Origin of the sequence: Xanthomonas arboricola, assembly GCF_002940665.1 — a bacterium.
Taxonomy (GTDB): domain Bacteria; phylum Pseudomonadota; class Gammaproteobacteria; order Xanthomonadales; family Xanthomonadaceae; genus Xanthomonas; species Xanthomonas arboricola_B.
The window spans coordinates 182,672-200,717 of the sequence record NZ_MIGY01000004.1 but is presented as its reverse complement, the minus strand read 5'-3'; the positions used below and the strand labels follow the sequence as shown (position 1 = coordinate 200,717).

Sequence of the window (18,046 nt, the reverse complement as noted above, 5' to 3'; positions counted from 1 at the left end):
GCAGCAGGCTTCGTCGGTCCCCTCATCCGGCGCGACGCGCCACCTTCTCCCGGCGGGACAAGGGTGCCGGCACGCCCGCCTGCCGCTTCACCCCATCAAAACCGGTTATCGCCATCCAGCAACCGCCCCAGGCCACCCAGCACCGAGCCTTCGCCGCGTTGCTGGTCGCCGGCCTGCGGGGCGGCGGCCAGCATGCGACCGGCCATGCGCGAGAACGGCAGCGATTGCAGCCACACCTTGCCAGGGCCGGTCAGGGTGGCCAGGAACACGCCTTCGCCGCCGAAGAACATGCTCTTCAGGCCGGCGACGCGGCGCACGTCCATGTCCACGCCGGCGTGGTAGGCGACCACGCATCCGGTGTCCACATCGATGCGTTCGCCGGGGCCGAGTTCGCGTTCCACCACGGTGCCGCCGGCATGCACGAAGACCCAGCCGTCGCCTTCGAGCTTCTGCATGATGAAGCCCTCGCCGCCGAACAGGCCGGTGAGGATCTTGCGTTGGAACGCGATCCCCAGCGACACGCCGCGCGCGCCGGCCAGGAAGCTGTCCTTCTGGCAGATCAGTTGCCCGCCATGCTCGGACAGGCGCAGCGCCAGTACCGTGCCCGGATAGGGCGCGGCGAACGCGACCCTGGCCTTGCCGCTGCCGGCATGGGTGAACACCGTGGTGAACATGCTCTCGCCGGTGACCACGCGCTTGCCGGCCGACAGCAGCTTGCCCATCAGCCCGCCGCCGCCGCTCTGGCCGGCATGCGAGCCGTCGCCGAACACGGTGTCCATCTGCACCGCGGCGTCCTTGTACATCAGCGCGCCGGCCTCGGCGATGGCGCTTTCGCCCGGGTCCAGCTCGACCTCCACGAACTGCATGTCGTTGCCGACGATGCGGTAGTCGATCTCGTCGGCGCGCCCGGCTGCGCCGGTCAGCGGCGGCGGCAGGCCGCTGCCGCCCTGCAGCTCGGCCAGCTGGCGGGCCGGCGTCCAGCCATCGAGTCCGTCGCGCCAGGCCAGCGCGTCGGGCTGGCGCTGGGCATGCGCGCGGGCGCTGGCATCGTCGAGCGGGCCGATGCGATCGGCCTGTCCGGGAACATGCAAGTACCACTGGGCCATCGGGACGACTCCTGTCTGTGCGTGCGACGAGTCTAAGCGCAGCCGCCACCAAGGCGTCCCGTGTCCAAGGTCATGCCTGGAGGGCGCGGTTGGGCGCGGTTGCGGCCTGTCCGGCGCGCGTCGCTGACGCAATGCCGGGTGTCGTCTCGCAGCTTGCGCAAGGCGTGCGGCCCGCTGCGGGCGGGTGGCCCTTACTCGCCTACCGTCGCCCAATAGCGCTCGCCGTCGCGCTGCACCCGCACCGGGCCCCCGAACACGTCCGACAGGCGGGCGTCGGTGAGCAGCGCATCGCGCGGGCCATCGGCCACGACGGTGCCGGCACGCAGCAGGATCACCCGTGCGATCTCCGGCACGATTTCCTCGATGTGGTGGGTCACCAGGATCAGCGTGATGCCTTGCCGGGCCAGGTGACGCATGCTGTCGAGCAGGTGCTGGCGCGCCACCAGGTCCAGGCCGGTGGACGGCTCGTCCAGCAGCAGCGCCTGCGGGCGATTGACCAGCGCACGTGCGATCAGCACGCGGCGGGTTTCGCCGGCCGACAGTTCGGCAAATTGCCGGTCCAGCAACGGCAAGGCGCGCGCCAGGGCCAATGCCTCTCGTGCCCGTGCGCGCATGTCGCCGCTGATCTCGCGGTGCGGTGGCACCACATAGCTGGCGAAGAAACCGGACAGCACCGCGCTTTCCACATCCAGCCCCGGCATGTCGGCCAGGTTGACGCTGAGGTCGCCGGTGACGATACCCAGCTGCGCGCGCAGGCGATCCACCTGCCAGCGTGTCTGCCCGAGCACTTTCACCGCCGCCTGGCCATCGGCGCGCACCAGCGGATACAGCTCGCGGGTGATCAGTTTGATGAAGGAGGATTTGCCGCAGCCATTGGGGCCGAGGATGGCGGTGTGCTGCCCCAGCGCAATACGCAGGCTGAGCGCATGCAGCACGCGCACCTGGCCGCGCATCACGCTGGCCTGGTCGAGCTCGATCAACGGGGTGGGGTTCGCAACAGCAGCAGGATCGGTGGACATCTCGGCAGTAACCGTCATACGGGTGACATCAGGCGCAGTGGGGAAAGGGACGTGTGAACCGCTTTAGGAATGCAGGGCGACCCCTACGCATCCGAAGGGTGAAGTTTGCCGCCATCGCCCCCATCATGTCTCTAACAACCAAATCAATGGCGCCGCTGTGGAGATGCCGATGTTGTCCGACCCGATCATCGACGTTCTGACTTCCGGCGTGGCCGGGCTGGGCGTGTGGGGCATGCTGGCGGTGCTGCTGGTGTTCACCCAGGTCACCATCTTCGCGGTGACCTTGTACCTGCACCGCAGCCAGGCCCATCGCGGTGTGGACTTCCATCCGGTGGTGGCGCACTTCTTCCGCTTCTGGACCTGGCTGACCACCTCGATGATCACCCGCGAATGGGTGGCGATCCATCGCAAGCATCACGCCAAGGTCGAGACCGAGGAAGACCCCCACAGCCCGCAGACCAAGGGCATCAGCCAGGTGTTCTGGCGCGGCGTGGAGCTGTACCGCGAAGCGCGCGCGCAGCGTGCCGACATCGAGCAGTACGGCAAGGGCGCGCCCACCGACTGGATCGAGCGGCATCTGTACACCCCGCATGCCAATGCCGGCCCGATCGCGCTGCTGGTGATCAACGCGGTGCTGTTCGGTTTGCCCGGCATCGCGTTGTGGGCGATCCAGATGGCGTGGATTCCGTTCTGGGCCGCCGGCGTGGTCAATGGCCTGGGCCACTGGTGGGGCTATCGCAATTTCGAGTCGGCCGACACCTCCACCAACCTCACGCCATGGGCGCTGTGGATCGGTGGCGAGGAACTGCACAACAACCACCATGCGTTCCCGAGCTCGGCGCGGTTTTCGATGCGGCGCTGGGAGCTGGATATCGGCTGGGTCGCCATTCGCGGGTTGCAGGCGATCGGTCTGGCCAAGGTGCTGCGCGTGGCGCCGTCGCTGGACATCCGCCCCAACATCGCCGTGCCCGATGCCGACACGCTCAAGGCCTTGCTCTCGCATCGCTTCCAGGCCATGACCGATTACCAGCGCAATGTGTTCACCCCGGCGCTGCGCGAAGAAGCTGCGGCCACCGGCGCCAAGTTGCGGCAACTGTTGCCGCGGCGCCTGCGCAGGGGCCTGGTCGATGACGGACGTTGGCTCAACCCCGATGCGCGTGCGCAACTGCAGCGCTGGGTGGCCGAGCGCCCGCGCATGCGCACGCTGGTCGAGTACCGCGCACGTCTGACTGCCGTACTGGAAGCGCGCAGCCACGATGCGTCCGAACGGCTCAAACATTTGCAGCAGTGGTGTCACGAAGCCGAAGCCAGCGGCAATGCCGCCTTGCAGGCCTATGCGGCGCGGCTGAAGGGTTATGCGCTGAGTGGGCCGTGATCGTGGTGGCACGCGTGCTGATGTGCGCGTGCGTGGATCGTATGGTTCGATCGCACGCGGACTGCTGATGGCGTGCGTCGTATGCGCTCCGGCTTTTTCTATGCAAGCGCATGCCCAGGTGCAGGACAGCCAGCAGTACCTGCAACGCATGGATACCGATGGCGATGGCCGCGTCAGTCGCGATGAGTATCTGGCCTGGATGAGCTATGCCTTCGACCAGCGCGACCTGGACCATGACGGCGTGCTGCAGGGTGACGAACTGCCTGGCCGCCGCGGCACGCCGATCACCCGCGCCGCGCATCGCGCCACGCTGATCGAGCGTTTTGCGCGGCAGGATGCCAACGGCGACGGCTACCTGAGCGCGCGCGAGTTGCTGGCGCCGCCGCGCTGATGCACCTTCGCGCGTGTCTGACGCTGCATTCGGCAAGCTCGAGCGCATGTTCACTCTCGACCAGGTCAGCCGGCGCTACGGCCAGGCCATTGCCCTCGACACCGTCTCGCTGCATTTCGCCAGCGGCATCACCACGGCCCTGATCGGCCCCAGCGGCGCCGGCAAGTCCACCGTGCTGCGGATGCTGGTGGGGCTGGAGTGGCCGGACAGCGGCACGGTCGCCTTCGATGGCGCGCCGCTGCGACGCGCCGGCCTGCAGGCGCAGCGCCAGCGCATCGGCTATGTGATCCAGGAAGGTGGGCTGTTCCCGCATCTGGATGCACGCAGCAACGCGGTGTTGCTGGCGCAGACGCTGGGCTGGACGCGGCAGCGCATCGACCAACGCCTGCAGACCCTGTGCGCGCTCTGCCAGTTGCCGCCGGAGCTGCTGGCGCGTTATCCGGCCGAGCTGTCCGGTGGTCAGCGCCAGCGCGTGGGCTTGATCCGTGCCCTGATGCTGGACCCACCGGCCTTGCTGCTGGACGAACCTTTGGGCGCGCTCGACCCGATCGTGCGCTACGACCTGCAGGCGCAGATGTGCGCGCTGTTCGCCCAGCTCGGCAAGACCGTGGTGCTGGTGACGCACGACGTTGCCGAAGCCGCCTACCTGGCCGACACCCTGGTGCTGATGCGGGCCGGCCAGGTGGTGCAGCAGGGCAGTGCGCGCAGCCTGCTGGAACACCCGGCCGATCCGTTCGTGCAGCGTTTCCTCACCGCGCAGCGCAGCATCGGCGACGCCGCATGAGCGCGCGCGTGCTGTTCGCCGTTGCACTGCTGATCGCAAGCGTCGGTGCGCAGGCCGCGCAGGTGACGATCGGCTCGAAGAACTTCACCGAGGCCGTGCTGCTGGGCGAGATCGCCACCGCCGCCGGGCAGCGCGACGGCGTGGACGTGCACCACCGCGCGCAGCTCGGTGGCACGCGCATCCTGTGGCGCGCGCTGGAGACCGGGCAGATCGATGCGTACGCCGAATACACCGGCACGCTGGCGCAGGAACTGCTGCAGCTGCCCAAGGCCAGCCAGGCCGAACTGCGCGCCGCACTGGATGCACGCGGGCTGGCGATGACCGACTCGCTCGGCTTCCAGAACACCTATGCCTTCGGCATGCGCGTCGAGCGCGCGCAGGCGCTTGGCATCGCATCGATGTCGGATCTGGCACGGCATCCGGCGCTCAAGATCGGCCTGAGCAACGAATTCATGCAGCGCGCCGATGGCTGGCCGGGGGTACGCGCCGCCTATGCACTGCCGCAGACCGCGACCGGGCTGGATCACGATCTGGCCTATCGCGCGCTGCAGAGCCGGGCGATCGAGGTCACCGATCTGTACAGCACCGATGCGGAAATTCCGTATTACCGGTTGCAGGTGCTGCGCGACGACCGCCATTACTTTCCCGATTACCAGGCGGTGTTCCTGTATCGCAAGGAGCTGGCGCAGCGCTCACCGGCGATGCTCAAGGCGTTGCAGGGGCTGCAGGGGCGCATCGACGAGGCGACCATGCAGCGGCTCAACGCACAGGTGAAGCTGGAGCGTCAGTCCGAGGCATCCGTTGCCGCGCAGTGGCTGGGCGTTACGCCCGCATCGGCAGCCGACTCGCGTGTGGCGCGTCTGCTGCGGCATACGCGCGAGCATCTGGCCCTGGTCGGCATCTCGTTGGGGCTTGCGTTGCTGATCGCGTTGCCGCTGGGCGTGCTGGCGGCACGGCGGCAGCGGCTCGGGCAGGTGGTGCTGTCGTTGACCGGCGTGCTGCAGACCTTGCCGTCGCTGGCGGTGTTCGTCTTCATGATTCCCTTGTTCGGCATCGGTGCAAAACCGGCGATTGCCGCGTTGTTGCTCTACAGCCTGCTGCCGATCGTGCGCAACACGCATGCCGGGCTGACCTCGATCCCGCGCGAGTTGCGTCAGACCGCCCAGGCGATCGGGCTGCCGGCATGGACGCGCCTGTGGCGGGTGGAACTGCCGCTGGCGCGTCGCACCATCGTGGCCGGCATCCAGACCGCGGCGGTGATCAACGTGGGCACCGCCACGCTGGGCGCGTTGATCGGTGCAGGCGGCTACGGCCAACCGATCCTCACCGGCATCCGCCTGGACGACATCGGCTTGATCCTGGAAGGCGCGATTCCTGCGGCGGTGCTTGCGCTGATCGTGCAGGCGGTATTCGAAGGCCTGGAGCGCTGGGTCACGCCGCGTGGGTTGCGCATCCGCCAACGCGGCTGAGTCCGTAGGAGCGGACCCGGCCGCGACCGGGCTTAGCCGGTAACGCCCCGTCGCGGCCAGGTCCGCTCCTACGGTTACTCGGTTGGCAGCGCTGCGATCAGGGCTGAGAGCGCATCCTCGGTGACATTGACGTGCGGTGCGATTCGCAAACGTCCGTGCCGCCGTGTGCAGATCGCCCCGCATTCGCCAAACGTCGTCGCCACCGCATCCAGTCGGTTTGCCGGCGGTTGCAATGCGGTCAGATGCGGCGTGTGAGCGGGCGTGCACCAGCTGCCCAGGCCACGCCCCTGCAGCGCCGCATCCCACTGCGCGGTGAGCGCAGCAAGCGCCGCCCCGATGCGCGCCGGCTGCCAGGCAGCGACCTGCTGCAAGGCCACGGTCGCCATCGCAATCCGCAACGGATCGGCGACGCCGCCGGCATCGAACCGCCGCGCGCCGCTGCGATAGGACGGCGCTCTGGCGACCGGAAACTCCCAGCTGCTGCCGGCATCGCGGCCGATCCAGTGTTCCTCGATCGGCACCCCATGCGCTCGCCATTGCGGGGCCACCCACAGCCAGGCCAGCCCCATTGGCCCGAGCAGCCATTTGTGGCCGACGCTGACCACGAAATCCGGCCGCCAGCGCGGCAGGTCGGTTGGCAGCACGCCCAGGCTCTGGCTCAGATCCAGCACCAGCGCCGCACCGCGTGCGTGCACCGCGGCGCTGATGCGCTCCAGATCGAGCTGTCGTCCATCCAGCCAGTACGCATGCGGCAACGTCACGATGCGCAACGCAGCCGTGTCGGCGATGGCCTGCAGCACCGCCGCGGTCAAGGCATCGCCACTGGCAGTGGCCACCGCCACGAGGTGCGCGCCCACCTCGGCACAGCGGCGTTGCCAGATCAGCAGGTTCGATGGGAACTGGCCTTCCAGCAGCAGCACCGCCTCGCCGCGTTGCAACGGCAGATTGCGTGCGGCCGTGGCCAGGCCGTGCGCGGCCGAGGGCAGCATCGCCACGCCGTCGGCATCGTCGTCGAACAGACCTGCAGCGAGCGTGCGCAAACGCTCGATGTCCTGCAGCCAGGCATCGAACGGCAGCCGCCACGGGGTGGCCAACGCATCCACCGCCTGATGCGCGACCGCTTGCACCGCGCGCAGCAGCGGGCCGCGCGAGGCGGCATCCAGATAGATGATGTCGCCAGGCAACGCAAATGCCTGCTGGCGGCGTTCCCATTCGACGGGCGCGTGGAGCAGGCTGGACAGAGAAAAAGAAGACATGGCACCAGCTTACTGCTGGCTGCCACGTTGCCGACACGGCGCGTTCACAGGCGCTCCTCAAGCATATGGCGATGTCTGCACTCTCACCTCTGCTGGGCCGCCACCAGCAACAGCAGTTGACGCTGCTGGAACGCTACGCGCAGACCCGCGCGCTGAGCGACCGCCTCGCCGCACCCCTGAGCGCTGAAGACGCAATGGTGCAGAGCATGCCCGACGCCAGCCCCGGCAAATGGCATCTGGCACATACCACCTGGTTTTTTGAACGCTTCGTGCTGCAGGCCGATCCCGCCTACCGCGTGTTCGATCCGGCCTGGGATTTTCTGTTCAACAGCTACTACCAAAGCGTAGGCCCGATGCACGCGCGCGCGCGTCGCGGAGTGCTGTCGCGGCCATCGTTGCAGCAGGTGCGCGACTACCGGGCCGCGGTCGATACGCAGATGCAGCAGCGCCTGCGCGATGGGGTGTTGGACGCGCAGGCCTGCACCATCGTGCAACTCGGCATCCAGCACGAGCAGCAGCACCAGGAATTGCTGTTGACCGACATCAAGCATGCACTGTGGAGCAACCCGCTGCAGCCAGCGTACCGCGACGCGCCCGCACCGCCTGCTGCCGTCGCCAGCACGCTGCGCTGGCAGGCGCGCGACGAACAGATCGTGGAGATCGGTGCGGCGGCATGGCCGCAGGCCGACACCTTCGCCTACGACAACGAGTCGCCGCGTCACCGCGTGCTGGTGGGCGCGCATGCGTTGGCGCATCGGGTGGTCAGCAACGCCGAGTTTCAGCAGTTCATCGATGCCGGTGGCTACCGCAATGCCGGCGCCTGGCTCAGCGACGGCTGGGCGATGGTGCAGGCGCAAGGCTGGCAGCAGCCGCTGTATTGGGACGCGGACGGACGCGAGTTCACCCTGGATGGCTGGCGCCCGCGCGATGCGCATGCGCCGGTATGCCATCTGAGCCTGTTCGAAGCCGACGCCTTCGCGCGCTGGGCCGGCGCGCGCCTGCCCACCGAAGCCGAGTGGGAACAGGCCGCCACCGGTGTGGCCGTGCAGGGCAATTTCGTCGATACCAACGCGTTGCATCCGCGCGGTGCCGACGCGGTGGATACCGGCCTGCAGCAGCTGTTCGGCGACGTCTGGGAATGGACGGGCAGCGCGTACCTGCCGTATCCCGGCTTTGCGCCATGGCCCGGATCGCTGGGCGAGTACAACGGCAAATTCATGAATGCGCAGTGGGTGCTGCGCGGTGGCAGCTGTGCCACGCCGGCCAGCCATATCCGCGCCAGTTACCGCAACTTTTTTCCCTCCGATGCGCGTTGGCAGTTTGCCGGCGTGCGCCTTGCCAAGGATCTGCCTTGAACGCCGCCGCCCATGCCATGCAACGCGCGCACGCCGCGCTGACCGACCTGCGCCCGCAACCGGACGACATCACGGCCGACGCGCTGGCCGGCCTGTCGCAAACGCCCAAGACGCTGCCGTCGAAGTATTTCTACGATGCGCACGGCTCGCAGTTGTTCGAAACGATCACCCGACAGCCCGAGTATTACCTCACCGGCACCGAACTGGCCTTGCTGGAGGCCAGCATGGCCTCGATCGCGCAGGCGATCGGCGCTGGCGTGCACGTGGTCGAATACGGCAGCGGCAGCGGGCGCAAGACCGAATTGCTGCTGCAGGGACTGCGCGATGTGGTGGCCTATACGCCGCTGGAAATTTCGCGTACCGCCTTGCTCGACAGCACCGCGCGGCTGGCACAGCAGTTCCCGCAGATCCAGATGCTGCCGGTGTGCACCGACTTCACCAAGCCGCTGCAGCTGCCGCAGGCGCAACGCCCGGCGCGCCGGCATCTGGTGTTTTTCCCCGGCTCGACGCTGGGCAATTTCACCGATGATGCCGCCATCGACTTGCTTGATGCGATGCGCCAGACCATGGGCAGCGACGGGTGCGCCCTGATCGGCATCGATCTGGACAAGGATGCCGGCCTGATCGAGGCCGCCTACAACGATGCGGCCGGCGTCACTGCCGAGTTCACCTTGAATCTGCTGGCGCGGCTCAACCGCGAGATCGGCAGTGACTTCGATCTGGAAGGCTTCCGCCACCACGCGGTGTATGCGCGCGAGCGCGGCCGGATCGAAACCTTCCTGATCAGCCAGCGCGCACAGCGCGTGCGTGTGGGCGGCAAGACATTCGAATTTGCCGAGGGCGAGGCGATGCAGGTGGAATACAGCTACAAGTACACCGACGCGCGCTTTGCCGAACTTGCCGCCGCCGCCGGGCTGAAGGTCACCCACGGCTGGAACGATGCCAAGGATTGGTTCGGCCTGCGCGTGCTGCGCCCGCTCTGAGCTCCGGCGTCTGGCGTGCAACGGATCGACGACACGCAGATCGTCGCGACCATCCGCGCGCTGCTGGCGCGCCGGCTGCCGGAGCAATCGATCTGCCCGTCCGAGGTCGCCCGCGCGCTCGGCGATGACGAAGCGCGCTGGCGCGCCCTGATGCCGCAAATACGCACTGTTGCCGCGGATCTGGCGGGCGAGGACGTGGTGCAGATTACTCAGCGCGGCCAAGTGGTCGACCTGAGCACGGTGCGTGGCCCGGTCCGCCTGAGACGCGGGCAGCATTTCGAATGACGGGTGGGGCGCTGCATCCGCAGCGCCGCTCGTACGCGGCAGGGACAGGTTGCAACGCCGATCATGGCGCCGGCAGCGCATCAACGCAGCATGCGCTGGCCGATGTCATGCGCGAACGCGATCACTTGCCGCAGCAGCGCCCAGTGCGCGAGATCTGATTCACAACGCACCAGCTGGTCGCTGCAGCATTACCGACAACGCGCCAGCGGATCAGCGCGCAAGGTTCACACCGCAGCGCCAATCCGTCTGCCCTACGCCGCCTGCACCACATGCAAGGCCTTGGGATTGCGCCACTGCACCAGCAGCGCCGCTTCGCGTGCCTTGGCTTCTTCCAGATGCGCGTGCTTGATATGGCCGTAGCCGCGGATATGTTCGGGAATGCTGGCGATTTGCGCGGCCAGGCCGACGTTGTCGGCATCCAGCCGTTGCAGCAGCGTGTCCACTGTCGCTACGTAGTCAGCAATCAGCTGACGTTCGCCGCGCCGTTCGGCGCTGTAGCCGAACACATCCAGCTTGCCGCCGCGCAGGAACTTCAGCCGCGCCAGCAGCTTGAAGGCAGTGAACATCCACGGCCCGTATTCGCGCTTGATCGCGTGGCCATGCGCATCCTTCCTGGCCAGCAGCGGCGGTGCCAGATGGAAGCGCAAGGTGTAGTCGCCGTCGAACTGCTGCTGCAGCCGGCGCTGGAAGTCACCGCGCGTATACAGCCGCGCCACTTCGTATTCGTCCTTGTAGGCCATCAGCTTGAAGAAGTAACGCGCCACTGCCTCGCTCAACGCGCTGCTGCCGGGCGCCTGTTGCGCTTCGTGCGTGCGCACGCGCTCGACCAGGCTGCGATAGCGCTGTGCGTAGGCGGCATCCTGGTAGTCGGTCAGAAACGCCGCGCGCCGCGCGATGGCTTCGTCCAGCGACTGCGCCAGCTGCTCGTCGTCGAGCGGATGCGTGGGCGCATCGACATCGCCATGCAGCGTGTTGCCGTCGCTCTGCGCCAGCGCATGCGGTGCGGTCTGCCCGCCAAGATCATGTTCTTCCCAGCTGCCCGGTGCGCGCGCTGGCGGCGTATCGCCCTGTGCATGCGCACGCTCGCCACCCTTGCCCAACCCCGCTGCCTGCTGCACCGCCGGCAGGTCGATCGCGGCCAGGCGCCCCCACGCAAATGCCTGCTGGTTCATCGCTACCGCCGCGCCATTGAGCTCGATCGCGCGCATCAGCGCGGCGTGCGACAACGGCACCAGCCCGTGTTGCCAGGCATAGCCAAGCACGAACAGGTTGCTGGCGATTGCATCGCCCAGCAGTGCGGTGGCCAGTTGCGTGGCATCCAGCAACAGCGGCTCCTGGCCGCCCAATGCAGTGCGCACGCCGGCGATGATCTCGGCGGCGGGGAACTGCAGATCCGGCTGGGTGGTGAAGTTGCCCGGCATCGCTTCGTAGGTGTTGAGCACCACCTGGGTGCGGCCGTCGCGCACCTTGGACAGGGCCCAGTAATCGTTGACCACCACCATGTCGCAGCCCAGCACCAGATCTGCTTCGCCGGCCGCGATGCGCACCGCGTGGATATCGGCCGGCCGGCGTGCGATGCGGATATGCGTGGTCACCGCGCCGCCCTTCTGCGCCAGGCCGGTCTGGTCCAGCACCGTGGCACCCTTGCCTTCCAGGTGCCCGGCCATGCCGAGCAATGCGCCGATGGTCACCACGCCGGTACCGCCGACGCCGGTGATCAGGATGTTCCAGGGCTGTTGTAGCGTGGTGCGTTGCGGCGGCGCGGGCAGGTTGCCCAGCAAGGTGCTGGCACCGCGCTGTTTGCCCTTGCGCGGCGCACCGCCATGCACGGTCACAAAGCTCGGGCAAAAGCCGGACACACAGGAATAATCCTTGTTGCAATTGGATTGGTCGATCTGCCGCTTGCGGCCGAATTCGGTGTCCTTGGGCAGCACTGACACGCAGAAACTCTTTTCGCCGCAATCGCCGCAGCCTTCGCATACCAGCGAATTGATCATGACGCGTTTGGGCGGGTCGATCAGCTTGCCGCGCTTGCGACGGCGGCGCTTTTCGGTGGCGCAGGTCTGGTCGTAGATCAGGATCGACACGCCCTTGACCGTGCGCAGCTGCTGCTGCACCGCATCCAGTTCGCTGCGATCGTGGAACGCCACCTCGCCGGGGAAGCGCTCGCGCCGGCGCGTCCATTTGCCGATGTCGTCGCTGACCACCGCAATGGTGTGGATGCCTTCGGCGCGCAGCTGGTGCGCGATATCCGGCACGGTGAGCGTGCCGTCCACCGGCTGCCCGCCGGTCATCGCCACCGCATCGTTGTAGAGGATCTTGTAGGTGATGTTGACGCCGGTGGCGACCGACTGCCGGATCGCCAGCGAGCCGCTGTGGAAATAGGTGCCGTCGCCCAGGTTCTGGAACACGTGCGGCGTCTCGGTGAACGGCGCCTGCCCCGACCAGGTCACGCCCTCGCCGCCCATATGGGTGAAGGTGTCGGTGGAGCGGTTCATCCAGGTCACCATGTAATGGCAACCGATGCCGCCCAGCGCACGCGATCCTTCCGGCACCGCCGTGGAGGTGTTGTGCGGGCAGCCGGAGCAGTAATGCGGCACGCGCGGAAACAGCGCGCGCGGCAAGGCCATTTCGGCCTCCTTGCTGTCCATCCAGCGCAGCCGGTGTTCGATCGACTCGGTCATCGCGCTGGACGGCAGCGCAAAGCGCTGGATGCGTTTGCCGATCACCGCCGCGATCGTGGCCGGTGTCAGCTCGCCGGTGGACGGCAGGATCCATGCGCCCTGCTCGTCGTACTTGCCGACGATGCTCGGCCGCGCACCGGCGCTGGCCGGCCAGTTGTAGAACAGTTCCTTCATCTGGCGCTCGATGAAGGCCTTTTTCTCTTCCACCACCACAATGTCGTCGAGCCCGCGCGCGAACGCGCTGATGCCCACCGGCTCCAGCGGCCAGGTCATGCCGACCTTGTACACGCGGATGCCGATCTGCGCGCAGGCCTGCGCATCCAGGCCGAGATATTCCAGTGCCTGCAGCACGTCCAGATAGCTCTTGCCGGTGGTGACGATGCCCAGCCGCGCATGCGGCGAATCCAGCACCACTTTGTCGATCTGGTTGGCGCGTGCGAAGGCCTGCGCGGCGGCGATCGCATAGCGGTGCAGGCGCATTTCCTGATCCACCGGCGGATCCGGCCAGCGGATGCTCAGGCCGCCCGGCGGCAGCGCAAAGTCCTCCGGCAGCACGATGCTGCGTGCGAACGGATCCACATCCACCGAGGCCGACGATTCCACCGTTTCGGCGATGGTCTTGAAGCCGACCCAGCGCCCGGTATAGCGGCTCATCGCCCAACCGAGCAGGCCCATGTCCAGGATGTCCTGCACCCCGGCCGGGTTGAGGATCGGCATCATCGCGCTGACGAATTCCTCTTCCGAGCCGTGCGGCAGGGTCGAGCTGCGGCAGGCATGGTCGTCGGCGGCCAATGCCAGCACGCCGCCATACGGCGAGGTGCCGGCGGCGTTACCGTGCTTGAACACATCGCCGCTGCGGTCCACGCCCGGGCCCTTGCCGTACCACATGCCGTAGACGCCCTGCACCTTGGCACCGGGGAACAGGTTGGTCTGCTGGGTGCCCCAGACCATGGTGGCGGCCAGGTCTTCGTTGAGGCCGGGGGTGAAGGTCACCCCGGCCGCGTCCAGATGCTTGCGCGCACGCCACAGTTCCAGATCGAAACCGCCCAGCGGGCTGCCGCGATAGCCGCTGATGAAGCCGGCAGTCGCAAGGCCCGCGGCGTCATCGCGCAGGCGTTGCATCAACGGCAGCCGCACCAGCGCCTGCACGCCGGACAGGTAGATGCGCCCATCGGCGCGCGTGTACTTGTGCTCCAGCGTGTAATCCGCATCCACCCGGCCGAGCTCCGGCGTGTTGGCAGAGTCGGGAGAAGAGAGTGCAGCAGTACTGGTCATGGCGTGCCCGGAAAGGGTGGCTGGGACCCGGTGCATGTCATCTGAAACCAGATGACCCGCCCGACGGATTCCAAAACGGCGGGGCAAAGTGTAACAGTCGCCCTTCACGCGCCCGTTGCGCATGCGGATGCGCAGCAGGCGCGCTGCGGTTAGGATGGGGACGGGAAGGGTCGTTTGCTGTCAGGGGATAAAGCCAGTGAAAAGGAAATACGCATGGGCCGCGATGGTGGCCTTGCTCGGGGGCGTGTGGTCGATGGCGCAGGCGCAGAACCTGCCCAAGCCCAAGGAGTTCTATTTCGACGAAGATCGCGGCACCACCAAGGCCGTGGTCGCTGTACAGGGGCAGGGCGATGCGGTGGTGGACCGCTTGGCGGCGATGGTGCAGCGTGACGCCCGCGCGGCCGAACCGCGCGCGCAGCTGGCATCGCTGGCCTATGCCGGTGGCCGCACGCAGTTGGGCGACGAGCTCTACCAGGGCGCACTGGGGCTGGTCTCCAACGGCAGCCAGCAGTACCGTGCCATCACCTGGAACTATGGCTGGGATCTGTTGCGCGCCGACCAGCCCGACAAGGCCTTGCAGCAGTGGGCCAGCCTGGCCAACGGCCGCCCGGCCGCGCCGGCCTGGCTGCCGACCACTGCGGCCCTTGCGCTATGGCGCAGCGGGCGTAAGCAGGAAGCGGTCGAGTGGTATGCCGCCGCAGTGCGCACCTGGCCGGATCGCTGGAGCAGCACCGCCAGCTACGCCACCTTGCTGCCGGATTGGCGCGAGGCCGAACGCGCCAGCCTGGCCGAGGTCTTTGCGGCATGGCAGGCCAACCCGCCGGCGTTTCCGTAACTCGGCGGCGGCGCGCTGCAGAAAGCCCCGCAGCGCGTCGCTGTGCATCACGTCGCACGTCGTTTTGCGGCCGGCGCCAGCGGGCAACGCAGCCACCGCTCCAAGTCGATTGCTTCGGGTGTCGTGCTTCGGAGGATTGGTCAGCGCTGATGGATCAGTTGTAGAGCGGATGATCTGCGGCTTTGTTGCAGGGCCCTTGCCCGCTCACCATCGCAGGACACGCCGCAAGGACGTCCGTGTAGGCTCTTACGCGGCATCCATGCCGCGTAAGGTCCCGCGACGGTGAGCGGGCAAGGACCAGTTGAGATGGTCGGTGCGCACGGTCAAGAGCGGTGCGTGATGTGCATCGTGGGAGAATGATGGGCTGGCTCAGTGGTCGATGCATCGAGCAAGCAGCTTTTCATTCGACTACCGACCAACTCTCTGGTGCGGTGTCCTTGCCGGTTGCGGGACCCTTGGCGGCATGGATGCCGCCAAGGAGCCTCCATGGACGGATTCACGGCGTGTCCCGCAAGCGGTGAGGGCACCGCGCACGCCACGGACCGAGCTTTTGACTTAAGCATCTGATCGCGACGAAACGAAGCCATCGCTCCAAGTCTCGATTGCTTTGGGTGCCGTGCTCAAAGAGCGCTGGTCAGCGCGGATGGATCAGTTACAGAGCGGATGATCTGCGGCTTTGTTGCAGGGCCCTTGCCCGCTCACCATCGCAGGACACGCCGCAAGTACGTCCTTGTAGGCTCTTACGCGGCATCCATGCCGCGTAAGGTCCGCGACGGTGAGCGGGCAAGGACCAGTTGAGATGGTCGGTGTGCACGGTTAAGAGCGGTGCGCGATGTGCATCGCTGGAGAATGATGGACTGGCTCAGTGGCTCAGTGGCTCAGTGGCTCAGTGGCCGATGCATGTCTAGCAAGCAGCTTTTCATTCGACAACCGAGCCCTCGACTGACTAGCTTTGGCAACATTCCAGAAGCGGCAAGCCTCGACATGCCTGTCGCCAGGCGTTGAGCGACCGATCCGCGCCACGCGTAGGCCAGGCATGCTTGCCGATTTAGCCCGTCGCCGATCCAGGCACGACACGCCCACTATGCGATGCTGAGTGCCGCTTTCCCACGGACCTGACCACGCCATGGCGGTGGATGCATTTGCGTTGATTCTGGCGATGCTGGGGCTCGGCCTGCTGTTCGCGCGCTTGCGGGTGCTGCCGGACAACAGCGCCGACGTGCTCAATCGCATCGTGTTGTACATCTGCCTGCCAGCCTCGGTGCTGACCTATGTGCCGCGGTTGCATCTGGATGCCTCGCTGGGTGGCGTGATCGCCACGCCGTGGCTGCTGACCGCGATCATCGTGCCGCTGCTGTGGGGCTGCAGCCGCCTGTTCCGGTTCAAGCGCGAGGAATACGCCGCGCTGCTGATGTGCGTGGTGTTCACCAACTCCAGCTTCATCGGCTTTCCGATGGTGCGCGCGTTGATCGGCGATCACGCCCTGCCGTATGCGGTGGTCTACGACCAGTTCGGCACCTTCGTGCTGTTGTCTACCTTTGGGCTGTATGTGCTGGCCCGCTACAGCGGCGACACTCCGCCGACCGCGAGGCTGATCCTGTTGCGCGTGCTGCGCTTCCCACCGCTGTGGGCATTGCTGTTTGCATTGACCGTGATGCCGGAACAGCCGCCGACCTGGATCGGCGCGGGCTTGAAGAGCCTGTCCGACGCGATGCTGCCGCTGGTGATGCTGGCGGTGGGCTTTTCGCTGCAGCTGCGCCTGCCTGCGGACGAACTCAAACCCTTGGCCGTGGGTTTGGCCTTCAAGCTGGCCGTGATGCCGATCCTGGCGTTGCCGCTGTCGTTGGCGCTCGGCCTGCAGGGCGCGATGCTGCAGACCAACGTGCTCGAATCGGCCATGCCCACCATGATCACCGCCGCCGCGCTGGCCATCTCGCACCGGCTGGCACCGCGCCTGGCCGCAGCGATGGTCGGCTACAGCATTCTGCTGTCGCTGCTGACCCTGCCTGCATGGGCCTGGTTGCTGGTACGTCTGGTGGCTTGATGCGGCTGACGCCGTATGAAATGCTGGCCCGCAGCGCTGCGCGCACTACGAACAGGAGCAACACATGCACGGATATCGCTTGATCACCACTGCGCTGCTGTGGCTTGGCAGCGTTTGCATGGCACATTCGGCCATGGCGGCATCGCCTGCGCACGCACCGGCTCCGGCCGACGATCCGCTGGTGGATCAATGGGCACGCCAGGTCGGCCAGGTCATGCAGGCACGCCTGCGCAGCATGGCGGCCAGCGGCGAGCCCAGGCAGGTGTATCTGGCCGGGCTGTTGTGGGCCGATGCCGAGGACGACGCGGCGTCGACCGCAGATGGAGGTTATGCCCCCATCCAGCGCGTCTGGCTGCAGCGTGCCCTGGACGCGCGGCCGCGCGACCCGTTGGTGGCGCAGATGGAAGCAGCCGGTTGCGCACCCGCATTGCGCTGCGATCCGGGCGCTGCGCTGGCTTTCCTGGAGCAGGCCGATGCGGGCAATGCCGCTGTGCATCTGCGTGCCTATGCGGCTGCACAGCGCCGCGGCGACCAGGCCGCTGCCGAACGCGCCTGGCAGGCGGCCGTGCAGTCCGATCATTTCGACAACGGTACGCGGGAACTCGGCAAGGCCCTGCATGCCAGCTACGACGGCGTGCAATGGCCATCGCTGGCCTCGGTGAGCTTGCGCGCGCAACTCGACGCACAAGACATGCCTTCCACAGGCGCGGGCATGGCCGCGATGTTCGTGACGGTTGCCTGGTCTGCGCATGCACTCCCTGCGCTGGGCGATCTGATGCGGCGCTGCAGCCCCACCGCCGCTACGCCCGCGCTACGCGACGAATGCATGGCCGTGCTGAACAACGTGGCCAATGACGAGTCCGCCTTGGCCACCGCCATGATCGGCACCAGAGGCATGGTCGCACTGAGCAGCGGCGCCGACGCCGCGCGTTGGCAGGCGCGCATGCGCGAGCTGGAGTGGCTGCAGCAGCAAGCGCAGCGCCGCGCGCCCACGGCCGATGGCCTGGCCGTCGAGCTGGATGCCGTCCTGACGCAGGGCGAAGTGCCGGCGTTGCGTGCGCGGTTACAGCGCCAAGGCCTCGCAGCGCGACCGCCTGCGGATTGGCAGCCGGGCACGCCGAGCCGCCAGATCCGCTAGTCCAGCGCATGCCGCATCGGCCACGTGCCAGTGCAGATGCTGCGGTG

General features: G+C 67.3%; 14 protein-coding genes. 10 read left to right on the top strand and 4 right to left on the bottom strand.

Annotated elements, in window-relative coordinates:
• Positions 1 to 95: 95 nt before the first annotated feature.
• A complete protein-coding gene (locus XarjCFBP7645_RS20740) occupies positions 96 to 1,106 on the bottom strand; it encodes a TIGR00266 family protein (protein ID WP_104538966.1) in 1,011 nt (336 codons plus the stop codon).
• Positions 1,107 to 1,297: 191 nt separating this feature from the next.
• Complete coding sequence (locus XarjCFBP7645_RS20735) at positions 1,298 to 2,143, bottom strand: ABC transporter ATP-binding protein (protein WP_104538965.1); 846 nt, start codon at positions 2,141 to 2,143, stop codon at positions 1,298 to 1,300.
• A gap of 151 nt (positions 2,144 to 2,294) precedes the next feature.
• Between XarjCFBP7645_RS20735 and XarjCFBP7645_RS20730 the strand changes: the two genes are divergently transcribed.
• Genes XarjCFBP7645_RS20730 through XarjCFBP7645_RS20715 form a run of 4 tightly spaced genes read left to right on the top strand, consistent with a single transcriptional unit; the run spans position 2,295 to position 6,144 of the window.
• On the top strand, positions 2,295 to 3,500 hold the full coding sequence (locus XarjCFBP7645_RS20730; protein WP_104539019.1) for a DesA family fatty acid desaturase: 1,206 nt from the start codon (positions 2,295 to 2,297) through the stop codon (positions 3,498 to 3,500).
• Positions 3,490 to 3,891 (top strand): EF-hand domain-containing protein, encoded by a 402-nt coding sequence (locus XarjCFBP7645_RS20725; RefSeq protein ID WP_181126437.1) that lies wholly within the window; start codon positions 3,490 to 3,492, stop codon positions 3,889 to 3,891. The genes XarjCFBP7645_RS20730 and XarjCFBP7645_RS20725 overlap by 11 nt, the downstream gene beginning before the upstream one ends.
• 46 nt (positions 3,892 to 3,937) lie before the next feature.
• Positions 3,938 to 4,675: an ATP-binding cassette domain-containing protein gene (locus tag XarjCFBP7645_RS20720; RefSeq protein ID WP_104538964.1), complete on the top strand. Its 738-nt coding sequence runs from the start codon at positions 3,938 to 3,940 to the stop codon at positions 4,673 to 4,675.
• Positions 4,672 to 6,144 carry a glycine betaine ABC transporter substrate-binding protein gene (locus XarjCFBP7645_RS20715; RefSeq protein WP_104538963.1) on the top strand — a complete coding sequence of 491 codons (1,473 nt, stop codon included), beginning with the start codon at positions 4,672 to 4,674 and terminating at the stop codon, positions 6,142 to 6,144. The genes XarjCFBP7645_RS20720 and XarjCFBP7645_RS20715 overlap by 4 nt, the downstream gene beginning before the upstream one ends.
• A gap of 74 nt (positions 6,145 to 6,218) precedes the next feature.
• Here XarjCFBP7645_RS20715 and XarjCFBP7645_RS20710 read toward each other — a convergent pair whose 3' ends face one another.
• Positions 6,219 to 7,400 carry an aminotransferase class V-fold PLP-dependent enzyme gene (locus tag XarjCFBP7645_RS20710; protein ID WP_104538962.1) on the bottom strand — a complete coding sequence of 394 codons (1,182 nt, stop codon included), beginning with the start codon at positions 7,398 to 7,400 and terminating at the stop codon, positions 6,219 to 6,221.
• Positions 7,401 to 7,465: 65 nt separating this feature from the next.
• On the opposite strand from XarjCFBP7645_RS20710, the gene egtB reads away from it, so the two are divergent.
• Genes egtB through XarjCFBP7645_RS20695 form a run of 3 tightly spaced genes read left to right on the top strand, consistent with a single transcriptional unit; the run spans position 7,466 to position 10,023 of the window.
• Positions 7,466 to 8,755: an ergothioneine biosynthesis protein EgtB gene (gene egtB / locus XarjCFBP7645_RS20705; protein ID WP_181126436.1), complete on the top strand. Its 1,290-nt coding sequence runs from the start codon at positions 7,466 to 7,468 to the stop codon at positions 8,753 to 8,755.
• Positions 8,752 to 9,738 (top strand): L-histidine N(alpha)-methyltransferase, encoded by a 987-nt coding sequence (egtD, locus tag XarjCFBP7645_RS20700; protein WP_104538961.1) that lies wholly within the window; start codon positions 8,752 to 8,754, stop codon positions 9,736 to 9,738. The genes egtB and egtD overlap by 4 nt, the downstream gene beginning before the upstream one ends.
• Positions 9,739 to 9,753: 15 nt before the next feature.
• The gene (locus XarjCFBP7645_RS20695; RefSeq protein ID WP_104538960.1) at positions 9,754 to 10,023 is read left to right on the top strand and encodes a DUF3253 domain-containing protein; all 270 of its coding nucleotides are present in this window, start codon (positions 9,754 to 9,756) and stop codon (positions 10,021 to 10,023) included.
• A gap of 251 nt (positions 10,024 to 10,274) precedes the next feature.
• On the opposite strand, the gene XarjCFBP7645_RS20690 is transcribed toward XarjCFBP7645_RS20695, so the two are convergent.
• Positions 10,275 to 14,018, bottom strand: a complete 3,744-nt coding sequence (locus tag XarjCFBP7645_RS20690) for an indolepyruvate ferredoxin oxidoreductase family protein (protein ID WP_181126435.1) — start codon at positions 14,016 to 14,018, stop codon at positions 10,275 to 10,277.
• A 160-nt stretch (positions 14,019 to 14,178) separates the two neighbouring features.
• On the opposite strand from XarjCFBP7645_RS20690, the gene XarjCFBP7645_RS20685 reads away from it, so the two are divergent.
• The 3 genes from XarjCFBP7645_RS20685 (at position 14,179) to XarjCFBP7645_RS20675 (ending at position 17,999) form a co-directional block, all read left to right on the top strand.
• Positions 14,179 to 14,817, top strand: coding sequence for a tetratricopeptide repeat protein (locus XarjCFBP7645_RS20685; protein ID WP_104538958.1), 639 nt, complete (start codon positions 14,179 to 14,181; stop codon positions 14,815 to 14,817).
• Positions 14,818 to 15,943: 1,126 nt separating this feature from the next.
• A complete protein-coding gene (locus tag XarjCFBP7645_RS20680; protein WP_104538957.1) occupies positions 15,944 to 16,861 on the top strand; it encodes an AEC family transporter in 918 nt (305 codons plus the stop codon).
• Positions 16,862 to 16,925: 64 nt separating this feature from the next.
• A complete protein-coding gene (locus tag XarjCFBP7645_RS20675) occupies positions 16,926 to 17,999 on the top strand; it encodes a hypothetical protein (protein WP_104538956.1) in 1,074 nt (357 codons plus the stop codon).
• Positions 18,000 to 18,046 lie beyond the last annotated feature (47 nt).